Source organism: Staphylococcus sp. CWZ226 (genome assembly GCF_018986355.1).
GTDB classification, from domain to species: Bacteria; Bacillota; Bacilli; order Staphylococcales; family Staphylococcaceae; genus Staphylococcus; species Staphylococcus simulans.
Genome location: NZ_JAHMSB010000004.1, coordinates 154,825 through 170,996, shown reverse-complemented (window position 1 = coordinate 170,996; position 16,172 = coordinate 154,825). Strand labels below are relative to the sequence as shown.

General features: G+C 35.7%; 16 protein-coding genes. 10 read left to right on the top strand and 6 right to left on the bottom strand.

Annotated features, from left to right (window positions below):
* Positions 1-86: 86 nt before the first annotated feature.
* Positions 87-590, bottom strand: coding sequence for a preQ(1) synthase (gene queF / locus KRR19_RS05050; protein WP_002481520.1), 504 nt, complete (start codon positions 588-590; stop codon positions 87-89).
* A 2-nt stretch (positions 591-592) separates the two neighbouring features.
* A complete protein-coding gene (locus KRR19_RS05045; RefSeq protein WP_107547365.1) occupies positions 593-1,480 on the bottom strand; it encodes a DMT family transporter in 888 nt (295 codons plus the stop codon).
* An 884-nt stretch (positions 1,481-2,364) separates the two neighbouring features.
* Here KRR19_RS05045 and nrdI point away from each other — a divergent pair.
* The 7 genes from nrdI to KRR19_RS05010 all read left to right on the top strand — a co-directional run bounded on the left by nrdI (position 2,365) and on the right by KRR19_RS05010 (position 10,017).
* Complete coding sequence (nrdI, locus tag KRR19_RS05040; RefSeq protein ID WP_216733499.1) at positions 2,365-2,766, top strand: class Ib ribonucleoside-diphosphate reductase assembly flavoprotein NrdI; 402 nt, start codon at positions 2,365-2,367, stop codon at positions 2,764-2,766.
* Entirely contained in the window at positions 2,729-4,834 is a 2,106-nt protein-coding gene (gene nrdE, locus KRR19_RS05035) for a class 1b ribonucleoside-diphosphate reductase subunit alpha (RefSeq protein ID WP_023015386.1), read from the top strand. Before nrdI ends, nrdE begins: the two co-directional genes overlap by 38 nt.
* A gap of 112 nt (positions 4,835-4,946) precedes the next feature.
* Positions 4,947-5,921 carry a class 1b ribonucleoside-diphosphate reductase subunit beta gene (nrdF, locus tag KRR19_RS05030; protein ID WP_002481524.1) on the top strand — a complete coding sequence of 325 codons (975 nt, stop codon included), beginning with the start codon at positions 4,947-4,949 and terminating at the stop codon, positions 5,919-5,921.
* A gap of 318 nt (positions 5,922-6,239) precedes the next feature.
* Positions 6,240-7,196 (top strand): ABC transporter permease, encoded by a 957-nt coding sequence (locus KRR19_RS05025; protein ID WP_207021120.1) that lies wholly within the window; start codon positions 6,240-6,242, stop codon positions 7,194-7,196.
* The gene (locus KRR19_RS05020; protein WP_002481526.1) at positions 7,186-8,145 is read left to right on the top strand and encodes an iron chelate uptake ABC transporter family permease subunit; all 960 of its coding nucleotides are present in this window, start codon (positions 7,186-7,188) and stop codon (positions 8,143-8,145) included. The genes KRR19_RS05025 and KRR19_RS05020 overlap by 11 nt, the downstream gene beginning before the upstream one ends.
* Positions 8,145-8,903 (top strand): iron ABC transporter ATP-binding protein, encoded by a 759-nt coding sequence (locus tag KRR19_RS05015; RefSeq protein ID WP_002481527.1) that lies wholly within the window; start codon positions 8,145-8,147, stop codon positions 8,901-8,903. The genes KRR19_RS05020 and KRR19_RS05015 overlap by 1 nt, the downstream gene beginning before the upstream one ends.
* Positions 8,904-8,988: 85 nt before the next feature.
* Entirely contained in the window at positions 8,989-10,017 is a 1,029-nt protein-coding gene (locus tag KRR19_RS05010; protein WP_002481528.1) for a ferrated catecholamine ABC transporter substrate-binding lipoprotein SstD, read from the top strand.
* Between the two features lie 115 nt (positions 10,018-10,132).
* Here the strand turns inward: KRR19_RS05010 and KRR19_RS05005 are convergent, their stop codons facing one another.
* The 3 genes from KRR19_RS05005 to KRR19_RS04995 all read right to left on the bottom strand — a co-directional run bounded on the left by KRR19_RS05005 (position 10,133) and on the right by KRR19_RS04995 (position 11,979).
* On the bottom strand, positions 10,133-10,459 hold the full coding sequence (locus tag KRR19_RS05005; RefSeq protein WP_107587317.1) for a CHY zinc finger protein: 327 nt from the start codon (positions 10,457-10,459) through the stop codon (positions 10,133-10,135).
* Positions 10,452-11,375 carry a UDP-N-acetylmuramate dehydrogenase gene (gene murB / locus KRR19_RS05000; RefSeq protein WP_023015383.1) on the bottom strand — a complete coding sequence of 308 codons (924 nt, stop codon included), beginning with the start codon at positions 11,373-11,375 and terminating at the stop codon, positions 10,452-10,454. The genes KRR19_RS05005 and murB overlap by 8 nt, the downstream gene beginning before the upstream one ends.
* Before the next feature lie 76 nt (positions 11,376-11,451).
* Positions 11,452-11,979 carry a GrpB family protein gene (locus KRR19_RS04995; RefSeq protein WP_057510206.1) on the bottom strand — a complete coding sequence of 176 codons (528 nt, stop codon included), beginning with the start codon at positions 11,977-11,979 and terminating at the stop codon, positions 11,452-11,454.
* A gap of 107 nt (positions 11,980-12,086) precedes the next feature.
* Here KRR19_RS04995 and KRR19_RS04990 point away from each other — a divergent pair, with 107 nt between their 5' ends.
* From KRR19_RS04990 to KRR19_RS04980, 3 genes are all read left to right on the top strand, one after another.
* A complete protein-coding gene (locus KRR19_RS04990; protein WP_156666930.1) occupies positions 12,087-12,989 on the top strand; it encodes an EMYY motif lipoprotein in 903 nt (300 codons plus the stop codon).
* A 133-nt stretch (positions 12,990-13,122) separates the two neighbouring features.
* Positions 13,123-13,443, top strand: a complete 321-nt coding sequence (gene ytxJ / locus KRR19_RS04985; protein WP_002481532.1) for a bacillithiol system redox-active protein YtxJ — start codon at positions 13,123-13,125, stop codon at positions 13,441-13,443.
* A 232-nt stretch (positions 13,444-13,675) separates the two neighbouring features.
* Positions 13,676-14,815: a glycerate kinase gene (locus tag KRR19_RS04980; protein WP_002481533.1), complete on the top strand. Its 1,140-nt coding sequence runs from the start codon at positions 13,676-13,678 to the stop codon at positions 14,813-14,815.
* A gap of 117 nt (positions 14,816-14,932) precedes the next feature.
* On the opposite strand, the gene pepT is transcribed toward KRR19_RS04980, so the two are convergent.
* The gene (pepT, locus tag KRR19_RS04975; protein WP_156666929.1) at positions 14,933-16,162 is read right to left on the bottom strand and encodes a peptidase T; all 1,230 of its coding nucleotides are present in this window, start codon (positions 16,160-16,162) and stop codon (positions 14,933-14,935) included.
* Positions 16,163-16,172 lie beyond the last annotated feature (10 nt).

Below are 16,172 nucleotides of genomic sequence, written 5' to 3'. Positions count from 1 at the left end.
TTTGTAATAAAAAGTTATGTATCCGCTTCCCACAAAATAAAAAACAACCCGAATTTAATCAGGTTGTTCTTCAAATAAATCTGCAATTATCTATTATCTATCGTTTCTGGATATAAATCGTGATTCATCATGCGATATTCAGCCATTTTTTCATACTTAGAATCAGGACGGCCATAGTTTGTATAAGGGTCGATAGAAATACCGCCGCGTGGCGTGAATTTACCCCAAACTTCAATATAATGCGGATCCATTAATTCAATTAAGTCATTCATAATAATATTCATACAATCTTCGTGGAAATCACCATGATTTCTAAAACTGAATAAATAAAGTTTCAATGATTTAGATTCTACCATTTTGATATTCGGAATATATGAAATGTAGATAGTAGCGAAATCTGGTTGGCCTGTAATCGGACATAATGATGTAAATTCAGGACAATTGAATTTTACAAAGTAGTCGCGTCCTTGATGTTTATTATCGAAAGACTCTAACACATCTGGACGATAATTAAAGTCATATTGGTTATTTTGATTACCAAGCAATGTAAGATCTTCTAAATCTTCTTTGCTTCTGCCTTGTTGTGACATATTTATTTTCCTCCTCTATGAGACGATTGTACTGGTTTTCTGCTTTGTCTGCGTGCTTTTTCGAACATATAGTAGCTGGCACTGATAATAATGACATAACCTAGTGTAGCATATAAATCCGGTGATTCTCCGAAAATGACAATGCCCATTAACGCTGTAAAGATAATGGAAGCATACGTAAAGATTGAAATGTCTTTTGCAGGTGCAAAACTATATGCGAGTGTAATTCCGATTTGACCGACAGCAGCTGATAAGCCGGCACCTACTAAATAAATCATTTGTAGGCCTGACATCGGTACATACGTAAAGATAACGAATGGAATTAAAGCAATAATTGAGAAGAAAGAGAAGTAAAAGACAATCGTATAAGGTGCTTCTCTTGTACTTAATGCACGTACACAAGTATAAGCTGATGCGGCGAAGATACCTGAGAATAATCCGACGATAGCTGGAATCATTTCTGAAGAGAATTGCGGTTGTACAACAAATAACATACCGACAATTGCGACTAACATCGCTGTAATTTGATATTTACGGATTTTCTCATGCAAGAAAATCATACTGAGTAAAATCGTCCAGAAAGGATTAAGCTTCATCAATGTATCTGCGTCACTTAACAGCATATGGTCTATAGCGTAAATGTTGAATAAGACACCGATTAAACCAAGGGTTGAACGTGCAATTAATAAGGGCTGACTGCTTAATTTACCAAACATGGGTTGTTTGTATTTATATAAGAAATACAGTGGGATGAGCATTGCGACTAAGTTTCTAGCGAGTGACTTCTGGAAGACGGGTAAATCACCAGCAAGTCTGAAAAATAGGGACATAAAGCTGAATCCTATAGCTGAAACAAGTATCGCAATGATTCCTTTTATTTTTGGATCCATATACTTTCCTCAACTTTCCTCAAAACTTAACGTATATCATCTTAGCATATATAGAAATAAGTGCCTATATAGACTTGCTAAAGAAAATGAACATGGTATACTATAAACCGAACGTACGTTCTATCTATTAGATTAAATGACACGTCACTAACTGAAAGGAATGATTATTTTGTGTTGATGAATAAATTGTGTTAAGCCTTTCATGACGCAAATCAGCGGAATCTTGTGATGACAAGCGGTACACAAATTCTCAAAAAATCAAGAGCAAAATTACAATTATTTATTTTAAAATGATTTTTGGAAAAATTTAAGAACGCCAAGCATAGAGATGACGCTACTTTCATCAATTTTGACAAATTTAAAGAAAATTTTAGCGGGTGAATCTCTTTGAAATTATAATAGGTGTTCGGTATAATGAATCACATAATATAGTATTGAAGAACGGAACCTAACACTATATATTGTGGTCGAGTCCAAAAATAAGAAAATTATATTTCACTATTTTAAGGCAATTTCACACAGAATTTGCAAGATGAACAGATTGGTTAGGGGTTTAACCAATATGTTCTGTATAGTTGAGAAATCGTGTTCAAAGTTGTGATGACAAGTCATGTCTAAGCAAATAGAAATATGAGTAATTGTACTTATTTGGACAAGAGTATTGTGAAGGAATACTCGGTTAACTGATTACCAACACAATATGTAGTGGCAGGGAGCAATGCATTTAACATATCGAAATAAACTAAAACATGCAGCAGTCACAACTTCTTTTTAGAAACAGCAATACCAGTACGGCAGCCTGGCATGTTTTTTAATTATGAATAATATGTGCATGACGCTATGTGACGATTAAGCGCGTTCTTTGTAAGAAAGCGGGTGATTCAATGAAGGTAGTATATTTTTCATTTACTGGTAACGTGAGACGATTTGTTGCAAGAACTGAATTTGAGGACACTTTAGAGATTACAAATGATAACTGCGCGGATGTGCGCTTGGATGAGCCTTATGTATTGGTCACTAGTACAATCGGCTTTGGAGAAGTGCCAGATGTTGTCAAAACATTTTTAAGTCATAACGGAAACATGATCAGAGCAGTGGTCGGCAGTGGTAACCGTAACTGGGGTCAAAACTTTGCGAAAGCCAGCGAGACCATTTCTCGAAAATATCTCGTTCCGCTATTAATGAAATTTGAAGTACAAGGTACAAAGAAAGACGTAGAAGAGTTTAAAGATAAGGTGGGGCATTTATATGAAGACTATGAACGAAAAGCAATACAATCATATTGAGTTAAATAATGAGGTTACAAAGCGTAAAGAAAATGGTTTCTTCAGCTTAGAAAAAGACCAAGAAGCGCTAGAAGTTTATTTAGAAGAAATCAAAGATCATACGATTTATTTCGATTCAGAAATCGAACGTTTGCACTATCTTGTAGATAATGATTTCTATGTAGATGTATTCCAAACATATAGTGAAGAAGACTTAAAAGAAATTACTGAGTATGCACGCAGTATTCCATTTACATTTGCGAGCTATATGTCAGCAAGTAAATTCTTTAAAGATTATGCATTAAAAACAAACGATAAAAAACAATATTTAGAAGACTATACACAACACGTGACTATTGTCGCACTTTATTTAGCAGATGGTGACAAAGCGCAAGCAAAACAATTTATTTCATCTATGATTGAACAACGTTACCAACCTGCAACACCAACATTCTTAAACGCAGGCCGTGCCCGTAGAGGTGAGCTTGTATCATGTTTCTTATTAGAAGTAGACGACAGCTTAAACTCTATCAACTTTATTGATTCAACAGCGAAACAATTAAGTAAAATCGGCGGCGGTGTCGCAATCAACTTATCTAAACTTCGTGCACGTGGTGAAGCAATCAAAGGAATCAAAGGCGTCGCAAAAGGTGTCTTACCTGTAGCAAAATCACTTGAAGGCGGCTTCAGCTACGCAGACCAATTAGGTCAAAGACCAGGTGCTGGTGCTGTTTACCTAAACATCTTCCACTATGATGTTGAAGAATTCTTAGATACGAAAAAAGTAAACGCAGATGAAGACCTTCGTCTAGCAACAATTTCTACAGGTTTAATCGTACCTGCTAAATTCTTTGAACTTGCAAAAGAAGGTAAAGACTTCTACATGTTCGCACCACACACAGTTTACAATGAATACGGTGTAACATTAGATGATATCGATCTTGATAAATACTATGATGAAATGGTCGAAAATCCGAATGTCTTAAAACGTAAAAAAGATGCACGTGAAATGTTAAATACAATTGCTCAAACACAATTACAATCAGGTTATCCTTATTTAATGTTTAAAGATAACGCAAACAAAGTACATGCCAACTCAAACATTGGACAAATCAAAATGAGTAACTTATGTACTGAAATCTTCCAATTACAAGAAACATCTATTATCAATGACTATGGTGTGGAAGATGAAATCAAACGTGACATTTCATGTAACTTAGGTTCGTTGAACATTGTCAATGTGATGGAATCAGGTAAATTCAGAGATTCTGTACACACAGGTATGGATGCTTTAACTGTTGTAAGTGACGAAGCAAACATCCAAAACGCACCAGGTGTACGTAAAGCAAACAGTGAATTGCACTCTGTTGGTTTAGGTGTTATGAACTTGCATGGTTACCTTGCGAAGAACCAAATCGGTTATGAATCTGAAGAAGCAAAAGACTTCGCAAATGTGTTCTTCATGATGATGAACTATTACTCAATCGAGCGTTCAATGCAAATTGCGAAAGAACGCGGCGAAGCTTATAAAGAATTTGAGAAATCAGATTATGCGAGCGGTAAATACTTTGAAAAGTATACAGAAGCGGATATCGTGCCTGAATACGAAAAAGTTAAACCTTTATTTGAAGGTTTAGAAATCCCTACTGCAGAAGATTGGAAAGCTTTAGCAGAAGATGTTAAGCAATATGGTTTATATCATGCTTATCGTCTTGCGATTGCGCCAACACAAAGTATTTCTTACGTGCAAAACGCAACAAGTTCAGTAATGCCGATTGTTGATCAAATCGAACGTCGTACGTATGGCAACGCAGAAACATTCTATCCAATGCCATTCTTATCACCACAAACAATGTGGTACTACAAATCAGCATTCAATACAGATCAAATGCGTTTAATTGATTTAGTAGCAACAATCCAACAACACGTTGACCAAGGTATCTCAACAATCCTTTACGTTAACTCAGAAATCTCTACACGTGAATTAGCACGTTTATATGTCTATGCACATCATAAAGGTCTAAAATCACTTTATTATACACGTAACAAATTATTAAGCGTAGAAGAATGTACAAGCTGCGCAATCTAATGAAGCCTATCAAGGAACAATCCTAATGAGGTTGTTCCTCTAATCATATAAATTTTTTAAACGGAATTTGAACGAGTAAAATTAAAAATCAAGAATGGGGAAATGCACTTTGATGATTGCTGTCAATTGGAACACGCAAGAAGATATGACAAACATGTTTTGGCGACAAAACATCTCCCAAATGTGGGTAGAAACTGAATTTAAAGTTTCTAAAGATATTGCGAGTTGGAAAACATTAACACCAGAAGAACAAGATACATTTAAGAAGGCACTTGCAGGTTTAACAGGTTTAGATACACATCAAGCTGATGACGGCATGCCTTTAGTCATGATGCATACAAAAGATTTACGTAAAAAAGCTGTCTACTCATTTATGGGTATGATGGAACAAATCCATGCGAAAAGTTATTCTCACATTTTCACAACATTATTACCATCTAGTGAGACAAACTATCTTTTAGATACATGGGTACTTGAAGAACCACATTTAAAATTCAAATCAGATAAAATTGTGGGTAACTATCATAAATTATGGAGAAAAGATGCATCAGTATATGACCAATATATGGCACGTGTATCTAGTGTGTTCTTAGAAACATTCTTATTCTATTCTGGATTCTACTATCCACTTTATCTTGCTGGACAAGGTCGTATGACAACATCTGGTGAAATCATCCGTAAGATTTTATTAGACGAGTCTATCCACGGTGTGTTCACTGGTTTAGATGCGCAACACATGCGTAATGAACTTTCAGAAAATGAAAAACAACGTGCAGATCAAGAAATGTATAAACTATTAGATGAGTTATACAAAAACGAAGTTTCTTATACACATTCACTATATGACCAAATTGGTTTAACAGATGATGTATTGAACTATGTACGTTATAACGGAAACAAAGCATTATCCAACTTAGGTTTTGAACCTTATTTCGAAGAACGCGAATTCAACCCAATTATCGAAAACGCATTAGATACGTCAACGAAAAACCATGACTTCTTCTCAGTTAAAGGTGACGGTTATACGTTAGCGTTAAACGTAGAAGCATTACGTGATGAAGACTTTATTTTTGATGATGAAAAATAAATAATATCATTTTGAAGAGCATTGATTCTGACTGTGAAAACGGTTTGAAGTCATTGCTCTTTTTTTTGTTTTAAAAAAATATAATTGAAAATAAAATATGTTGAAGCAAAAGAGTTAATCGAAATAAAGAGAGAAAAAATACATTCTATCTCAGGGAATAGCCTATATTTTTAAAAGAATTTTCCTGAAAATGTTTGAAAAGCATTGATAAAACGGGAGAAACTGATACGATAGAAAGTAAGTGAAAATGATTATCAGTTACAGTTGATCATTAATTGTTTTTAGAGGGGATAGGAGTTTCAAATGATTAAACAACTCATGCGCTTTCCAGTTTTATTAATTCTTTTTATATTTTTGACTATCCTTTCATTGTTTGTGGGCGTTAGTCAGCTTTCTATTACACAAATTTTTCATTTAACCGCAGATCAGCAAAATATACTTTTTTCGAGCCGTATTCCAAGAACAGTCAGTATTATCATTTCAGGCAGTTCTTTAGCACTGGCTGGACTGATTATGCAGCAGATGATGCAAAACAAGTTCGTCAGTCCGACAACTGCAGGGACGATGGAGTGGGCGAAACTAGGGATCCTCATCTCATTAATCTTCTTTCCGCAAGCGCATATTTTAATTAAGCTGTTATTCGCTATGGTACTTAGTATCGGCGGAACATTCTTCTTTATGAAATTGATTCAAATTATACGTTTTAAAGATGTTATATTCGTGCCGTTACTCGGTATTATGATTGGCGGTATTATATCTAGTTTAACAACGTTTGTGGCATTAAGGACGAATGTACTGCAAAGTATTGGGAACTGGTTGAACGGTAACTTTGCGATTATCACAAGCGGTCGATATGAAGTCTTATATTTAAGCATCCCATTGCTTATTGTTACGTATATTTTTGCCAACTATTTCACTATTGCTGGTATGGGTAAAGACTTCAGCCATAACTTAGGAGTCAACTACGATCGAATTATGATGTTCGGCTTAACGATTACCGCAACAATGACCGCATTAGTCGTTGTGACAGTTGGTACTTTACCGTTCTTAGGCTTAATTGTGCCGAATATTGTGTCTATCTATAGAGGAGACCATTTAAAAAATGCCTTGCCGCACACTGCTGTCTTAGGTGCGATTTTTGTATTGGTGTCCGACATCTTAGGACGTGTGATTGTTTATCCATATGAAATCAATATCGGATTGACTATTGGTGTCTTCGGGACATTAATTTTCTTAGTAATGTTATTTAAAGGGAGTCGCAACTATGAGTCATAAACAAAGTAATATCAGATTATTTATATTATTGGGTGTAGTTGTGGTAACGGGTATTTTATATCTCTTGTTAGGCATTGACTTTGATATCTTTGCGTATCAGATACAAAGTCGAATCAGGAAACTGATTTTAATGATTTTAGTCGGTGCAGCGATTGGTACCTCTGTCATTATATTCCAAGCGATTACAGTCAACCGATTATTAACACCGTCTATGATGGGATTAGATGCGGTCTATATGTTTGTCAAAGTTGTCTTAGTCTTTATCTTTGGTATTCAATCAATGGCAGTGACAAATATTTATCTCAACTTTGCGTTAACATTAGTCGCAATGATTATATTCGCACTCATTCTATTCCAGGGTGTTTTTAAATACGGTAACTTCTCAGTGTACTTTATCTTATTAATCGGTGTGATTTTAGGTACATTCTTTAGAAGTATCACTGGCTTTATCGAACTCGTAATCAACCCTGAAGATTTCTTAGCTGTACAAAGTTCAATGTTTGCGAACTTTAATGCATCGAACTCAAAATTAGTTGCCATCAGCAGCATTGTCTTAGTTATTCTAATTTTAATTACAATTAAAATCTTGCCTTATTTAGACGTATTACTATTAGGGAAAGCACAGGCATTGAACTTAGGTGTCAACTATACACGAATGACACGTTTATTAATGATTATGGTCGCGTTATTAACTTCAATCGCTACAGCGCTTGTTGGTCCGATTACATTCTTAGGGTTATTAACTGTGAACATTGCGCATGAAGTCATGAAAACATATGAACATAAATACTTATTACCTGCGACAATATTTTTAAGCTGGATCAGCTTATTTACTGCAGAATGGATTGTAGAACATTTATTTGAAGCCACGACAGAAGTAAGTATCCTCATCAACTTAATCGGAGGAAGTTACTTCGTATACTTATTGATTAAAAGGAGAAATTCATGATGATACAAGTTCAAGATTTAAATAAAACGATTCATGATAAACCGATTCTTAAAGATATTAACGTAGAAATTCGTAAAGGACGTTTGACGTCATTAATAGGTCCAAACGGGGCAGGTAAAAGTACCTTATTATCTGCGGTCAGCCGTTTAATGGATATAGATACAGGTTCTATAGAACTTGAACACGAAGGTATTGGCGCATTTACAAGTAATGAAATTGCGAAGAAGCTTTCAGTTTTAAAACAAACGAATCATACGGAACTAAATATTACAGTCGAACAATTAGTCGCATTCGGTCGCTTCCCATACTCTAAAGGCCGATTAGACGATACAGATAAAGAAAAAATCAATGAAGCTTTAGATTTACTCCAACTACAAGAAATCAGAGATCGTAATCTTAAAACACTTTCAGGTGGTCAACGTCAACGTGCTTATATTGCGATGACAATCGCACAAGATACAGAATGTATCTTATTAGACGAACCGCTGAATAATCTAGACATGAAATATTCAGTAGAAATTATGAAAACATTGAGAAAGCTAACACGAGAACATGGCAAAACAATTGTAATTGTATTACACGATATCAACTTTGCGTCTAGTTATTCAGATGATGTAATTGCGATGAAAGATGGCGAAATCGTCAAAGCGAGTGAACGAGACGAAGTTATTCAACCGAGCATCTTAAGACATCTTTATGACATGGATGTCGATATCGAATGCATCAGAGGCCAAAGAATTTGCCTATATTATAGTTAAACACTGACCATTTGAAAGGGGTGATGCCGATTTTTTACGGCATATCAAGACGGGGGTCTAACACATTTCAGGAGGATAAAGAAAAATGAAGAAATTAGGCTTATTTATTTTAGTTAGTATTATGTTTTTACTTGCTGCGTGTGGTAATGGCAGTGATTCAAAAGAAAGTTCAGAAAAAGGTTCATCAGATAAAAAGACAGTTAAAATTGAAAATAATTACCAATTAAGAAGTGAAGATCCTAAAGGCGGCGATGAAAAAGGGGTTAAAAATGAAGTTGAAGTACCAGTGAACCCTAAAAATGCTGTCGTTTTAGACTATGGTGCATTAGATACACTTAAAGCTATGGGTGTCGCAGATAAAGTTAAAGCAGTACCTAAAGGTGAAGGCAACAGCACATTACCAGACTTCTTAAAAGAATTTAAAGATGACAAATACATCAACACAGGTTCTTTAAAAGAAGTGAACTTCGACAAAATTGCGCAAGCTAAACCAGAAGTTATCTTCATTTCATCACGTACAGCTAACCAAAAGAATTTAGATGAATTCAAAAAAGCAGCACCAGACGCTAAAGTTGTTTATGTAGGTGCTGATGATAAAGACTATGTAAATTCAGTGAAGAAAAATGCTGAAAACTTAGGTAAAATTTACGACAAAGAAGATAAAGCGAAGTCATTAAATAAAGAATTAGACAAAAAAATCGCTGACATGAAAGATAAAACAAAAGATTTTGATAAAAAAGTAATGTACTTATTAGTAAACGAAGGTGAATTATCTACTTTCGGTCCTAAAGAACGTTTCGGCAGCTTAGTTTATAACACATTAGGCTTTAAACCAGCTGACAGCAAAATCAAAGGCAGCTCACATGGTCAAAACGTAACAAACGAATACATCAATGAGAAAAATCCAGATGTGATTTTAGCAATGGACCGTGGTCAAGCTATCGGTAGTAAATCAACTGCGAAACAAGTCTTAGGAAACGATGTAATTAAGAATGTTAAAGCAGTTAAAGACGATGAAATTTATGAACTTGATCCGAAATTATGGTACTTTGCTTCAGGTTCAACAACTACAACAATGAAACAAATTGACGAATTAAAAGAGGTTGTTAAATAATAATTACCGTTTTTAAGAGGGGGAAGATGGTAATTAAAAAAACCGAGTCGGAATGCAATAATTTCCGGCTCGGTTTTATTTAGTTTAAATCGTCATTAGTTTGTATACTGTTACTTTAAACGTCAAAGTATAAAGGATAATGTGCAGCGCATCTTGGATTGAATTGCGCATCACAGTGCGGACAATGGTCTGTTTCCATATATTCCTTGATTGACAATGTGGTGTCACATACACCACATAAAATCGCATGTTCATCGAATTCTGATTTTGACCATGGCACAGGGGCATGATCTTCTGATTCATTATGGCAATGAATACATGCATAGAATTTATTACAGCATTTGAATTTAATGGCGATAACATCAACAGGTGTATGGTAATGCGTACAACGCGTCTCATTGTCTAGACCGATACCATGAACGGTATGATGTTTATTATTCATCTTCTGGATGATCACCAATAACACGTACTTCTGGATGCAATTCGACATCAAATTTTTCTTTAACGACTTGTTGTACATGGTGAATCAAGTCTTCATAATCTGTCGCAGTACCGTTATCAACATTGACCATAAATCCAGCATGTTTCGTTGAAACTTCAACACCGCCGATACGGTGGCCTTGTAAGTCAGAGTCTTGAATTAATTTACCCGCAAAGTGGCCTGGTGGTCTTTGGAAAACACTGCCGCATGAAGGATATTCAAGTGGTTGTTTTGACTCACGACGTTCTGTTAAATCGTCCATAACGGCTTGGATTTCATCTTGTTTGCCAGGTGTTAAGTTAAATGCAGCTTCTAGCACAACCAAGTGTTGTTTTTGAACAATACTGCTTCGGTAGCCAAGTTCTAATTCATCACGTGTAAGTTGTACAAGTTCACCGCGTTCATTAACACATACCGCGTAATCAATACAATCACGGACTTCGCCGCCATAAGCACCGGCATTCATAAAGACAGCACCGCCAATTGATCCTGGGATACCGCAAGCAAACTCTAAGCCAGTTAAAGATTCATCACGTGCAGTACGGGAGACATCAATAATCGCTGCACCGCTTCCTGCAATTATGACATTATCTTCAACTTTAATATAATCCATAGACAATAGGCTCAATACAATCCCGCGAATACCGCCTTCACGAATAATAATATTAGAGCCGTTGCCTAAATAAGTGACAGGAATGTTGTTGATTCTAGCAATGTGATTGATGGCTTGAACTTCTTCAAAAGTTGTCGGACTGAGATAGAAGTCAGCATTTCCTCCTGTTTGCGTATAAGTATAGCGTTTTAATGGTTCATCAACTTTAATAATTTCTTCTGGCAGAACTTTTTTCAGTTCTGTAAGAATGTCATCTTTGTGCAACGATAGAACTCCCTTTCAATTATTTTCACTTTCTTATTATAGCAATGAAACAGGCTTTTTGTGAAATACAATCCGCTTAATTCAACCCGTATCTTCGTGACAACTTTTCAAACAAAGCTGATTTACCTGTTTCATAGTCACGAATAGTCTCTGATTTAGCATGTAAAGCTTGTTTTGCTTCTGCAAATTCTGCTTGTAACTCAGAATTATGGGTTAAAGCCTCTTGCATCGTTAAATAGTGGTCATATTGATCAGATTCAATTTGTAATATGTGCAGACGAACGATTTGTTTAAGTTCTTTCATATTATTGAATTGCGCCATTACTACTTTTTTCTTATAACGGTGGTGCAAGCGATAGAAACCGGCATAATTTAATCGTTTTTCATCTAAAGCTGTAATATCATGTAAATTAGTAACGCCGACTAATAAATCTAAAATCGGTTCTGTTGGATAATTAAAATGTGCAGTACCGCCGATATGGTGGACTGTCTTAACAGGTGTATTAAGTAGACCGAGTAATAAGTCGCTTAACTCTTGAAATTGATTTTGATAATTTTGAAGCGCTTGCCTATCTTTGATTAAGGGCTGCGTTTTAGAATACATATTCAACCGTCCTTTGTAAAAGTTCTAAAAGTATTATATTATGAATTCTGACATACTCAAACATTAATCATGCAAACTATACAGATAAAAAGACAGGAGTGGACAATGTGAAAAAATGGCTTCTCGCAATAACGATTGTTTGTCTAACGCTGTCTCTTGCGGCATGCAATAGTAAAACACAGTCAGATTTAAATCACTTTGAAAAAGCGAAGCATGAAGTGGATAAAGAAGAGAAACATGTTAAACAAGTCATGGATGATATTCATTTAAATCGTTTAAGTGAATTAAGCAAATCAGATTTAACAGATAGAAACAAAACAGACTTTCAACAAATGGAGAAAGATATCGATAAGAAATTAATGCCGGCCTTTAAATCTTATAAAAAAGCCGCAAAACAGCTTCCTGCAGAAACTAAAAAGGTGAAACAATTACGTCACACGTATTTGCATGAGGTAGACCAACAAGAAAAAGCATTAAAAGATATTCGTAGCTTCGTACATTTATGTAATCAATCCATCAAAGCGAATGAAGATATTTTAAATTACACGAGATTATTTGAGAAGAATCGTGCACTTTTAGAGAAGCAAGTAACAGAAGCACGTCAAAATGGTGAAACTGAGAGTATAGATAAATTTACAAGTAAATTAAAACATCATAATAAGGAGTTGCAGAAGATTGCGAAGAAATATTTAGATGCTGACAATCCTCAAAACACTAAAACAGTCATCAAAGAAAAAATTCAACCTTTAATCAGCAAACAAATTGAAGAGTTGAATCAAGCAAGTGTATCAGAAGAAAAGACTGCAAAAGCGCATCAGACCGCAATCGAAATGTATTATAGTCTGCAAAATTATTACGAGACACGACAAAGAACCATTGACATCAGCCGTAAATTGGAGCAATATGATATGAATAAAACTCCTTTAATAGGGAATGAATTAGATAAGTACCACCATCAATTCCGTAATGATTTCAAGGGCTTAAAGAACGATGTACATCAGAATGATTGAAAAAAGCAAGAAAAATATTAGTATTTTGGTTAACATTGAAATATAAAGTGTGTATAATTAGACACATTGAAATAGGAAATGGAATGAATGGGACTATCACTTTAGGTGATAAATATTTTTAGAGGTGAATAGAATGGCTACAAAGCTGACTTCAATTGACCAGTTTAAACAAGTAATTAACGACAACAAATATGTATTTATTATGAAACACAGTAACACTTGCCCAATTTCAGCAAATGCTTACGATCAGTTCAATAAATTCTTATATGAACGTGATATCGATGGGTATTATTTAATTGTGCAAGAACAAAGAGATGTATCTGATTACATTGCAGAACAAACTGGCGTGAAGCATGAATCGCCACAAGCTTTTTATTTTGTTGATGGTGAAGTTAAATGGCATGCAAGTCATGATGACATTAATGTGACTTCACTTGCACAAGCTGAAGAGTAAACTTGCTTGTCAGGGGACACAAGCACTAATAACATAAAGTAAAAAGCGGACTCCATGCTTTTAGACGTTGGACATGAAGGGTATATGTTTCCAACACAATCTGAAAGCTTGGAGTTTTTTTAATTTAAAGCAAAACAAGCATTAGGCGTTACAGTAGGTTTTTTGAAATAAGCCCTGTATAATATTTAAGTGAATTGAACAAACATTGGGAAACTTTATTTGAGGTGACAAAATGAGAGTATTAGTCGCAATGGATGAATTTAATGGAATCGTTTCAAGTTATGAGGCGAATCGATATGTAGAAGAAGCGGTCGCTAGTCAAATTGAAGAAGCGGATATTGTCCAAGTGCCGCTGTTCAATGGGCGTCATGAATTGATGGACTCTGTCTTCTTATGGCAGTCTGGCACGAAATATCGTGTGAATGTCCATGATGCAGATATGAAACAAGTTGAAGGTGTTTATGGTAAGACTGAGAGCGGCATGACGATTATTGAAGCGGATTTATTCTTACAAGGGAATCGACCGCTGACAGAGCGTACCAGCTATGGTTTAGGTGAATTGATTGCGGCAGCATTAGATAATGATGCCAAGCATTTAGTGATTTCACTCGGTAATATCGCAAGTTTTGACGGCGGTGCTGGTATGCTGCAAGCGTTAGGTGCCAAATATTACAACGATGAAGGTGAACCTGTCGATGCGAAAGAAGGCGTAGGCGTATTAAAATACATTCGTCGTGTAGATTTCTCAGGCCTTGATCAACGATTAAAAGAAACGCGTATCCAACTCGTCTCTGACTTTGCCAGCAAGATGTATGGTAAAGAAAGTGAAATCATGCAAGTTTATAAATTGTTAGAGATTTCTAGAGAAGAAGCTGCGACGATTGATAATTTAGTTTGGTATTTCAGCGAAATCTTAAAAAATGAAACACGTACGGTGACAAGTACAGTAGAACGCGGTGGTGCAGGTGGCGGTATTGCGGCTGTCTTAGCTGCACTTTATAACGCAGAAGTTCTAACAAGTCATAGCTTAGTGGATCAAATTACGCACTTAGAAAACTTGATTGAACAAGCAGATTTAATTATGTTCGGTGAAGGTATCAATGAACAAGATCATTTATTAGAAACAACATCATTAAGAATTGCAGAGCTTGCGACAAAATATCATAAGCCTTGCATTGCGATTAATGCGACAGCAGATAAATTCGATCGTTATGAAGCGTTAGGTGTTACAGGTATGTTCAACTTATTTATGACAATGCCGAAGCGCTATACAAGTTTTGAAGCCGGTTTACAAATCCGCTTCTACGCTGTCCAAGCTTTAAAGCTCCTAACAACAACATTCAATACGCAAAAATCACAAACAAAAGCATAATCAACTAATAATCTTAAATGAATAATCAAAAATGGCTGAACCCTTTGTAATTTAGGTTCAGCCATTTTTATATTTATACGTACATAGTGACGTCTCTTTAGTAACGTTAAAGTTGTATTATGCTTCGGTATTGCCTACTTCTTCTGCGATACCTACAATCACTTGTACTGCTTTTTCCATGACATCGATAGAAGCATATTCAAATGGGCCATGGAAGTTATCGCAACCTGTGAAGATGTTTGGTGTCGGTAGACCCATAAATGATAGTTGTGAGCCGTCTGTACCACCGCGAATCGGTTCGGTATTAGGTTCAATACCTAATTGTTTGAAGACACGTTTTGGAACCTCGATGACTTCAGGTACTTCATTGATTTTTTCAGCCATATTGAAGTATTGGTCATGGACTTCTACTTCAACTGGATTATTTGAATAATCTGCGTTAATTTCATTTTTAATATCTTCAAGTAATGCTTTACGTGCTTCAAAGCGATTGCGGTCGTGATCACGTACGATATATTTCAATTGAGCTTTTTCAGTTGTACCATTGAAGTTCATCAAGTGGAAGAAACCTTCGTAGCCTTCTGTTTCTTCTGGCACTTCATCTTGTGGTAATTGACTGTCGAAGCGTTCGCCTAATTTAATCGCATTAACCATGACATCTTTCGCAGAACCTGGATGTACATTGACACCATGACAAGTAATCGTTGCTTCAGCTGCGTTAAAGCTTTCAAATTGTAATTCGCCATATTGACTGCCGTCCATTGTATAGGCAAAGTCAGCCCCGAAACGAGCTACATCGAATTTATGAGGTCCACGTCCGATTTCTTCATCTGGCGTAAATGCGACACGGATACGTCCGTGTTTCACTTCTGGATGTTCAACTAAATAGTTTAAAGCAGTCATAATTTCAGCAACACCCGCTTTATCGTCTGCGCCAAGTAATGATGTACCGTCTGTAATCATTAAAGTGTGGCCTTCTACTGATTTTAAAGCAGGGAAGACAGTTTGGTTTAATTCGCGGTCCGTATCGCCGAGTTGAATTGGCTTGCCGTCGTAGTTTTCAATAATTTGCGGCTTAACATTTGTCGCATTAAAGTCTGGTGAAGTATCAACGTGTGCTAAAAAGCCTACAGTCGGTACTTCTTTTGCGATATTGCTTTCTAATGTCGCAAATAAATAGCCATTATCATCTAAGTCTGTTTCTAAACCAAGATTTTCTAATTCTTGTTTTAACACATTTAACAAATCCCATTGTTTCTCAGTTGATGGTGTTGCTTCTGAGTCTGGATTAGATTGTGTATCAATCTCCGCGTAACGTTTCAGTCTGTCGATTAATTGTTCTTTCACTTGATATGCA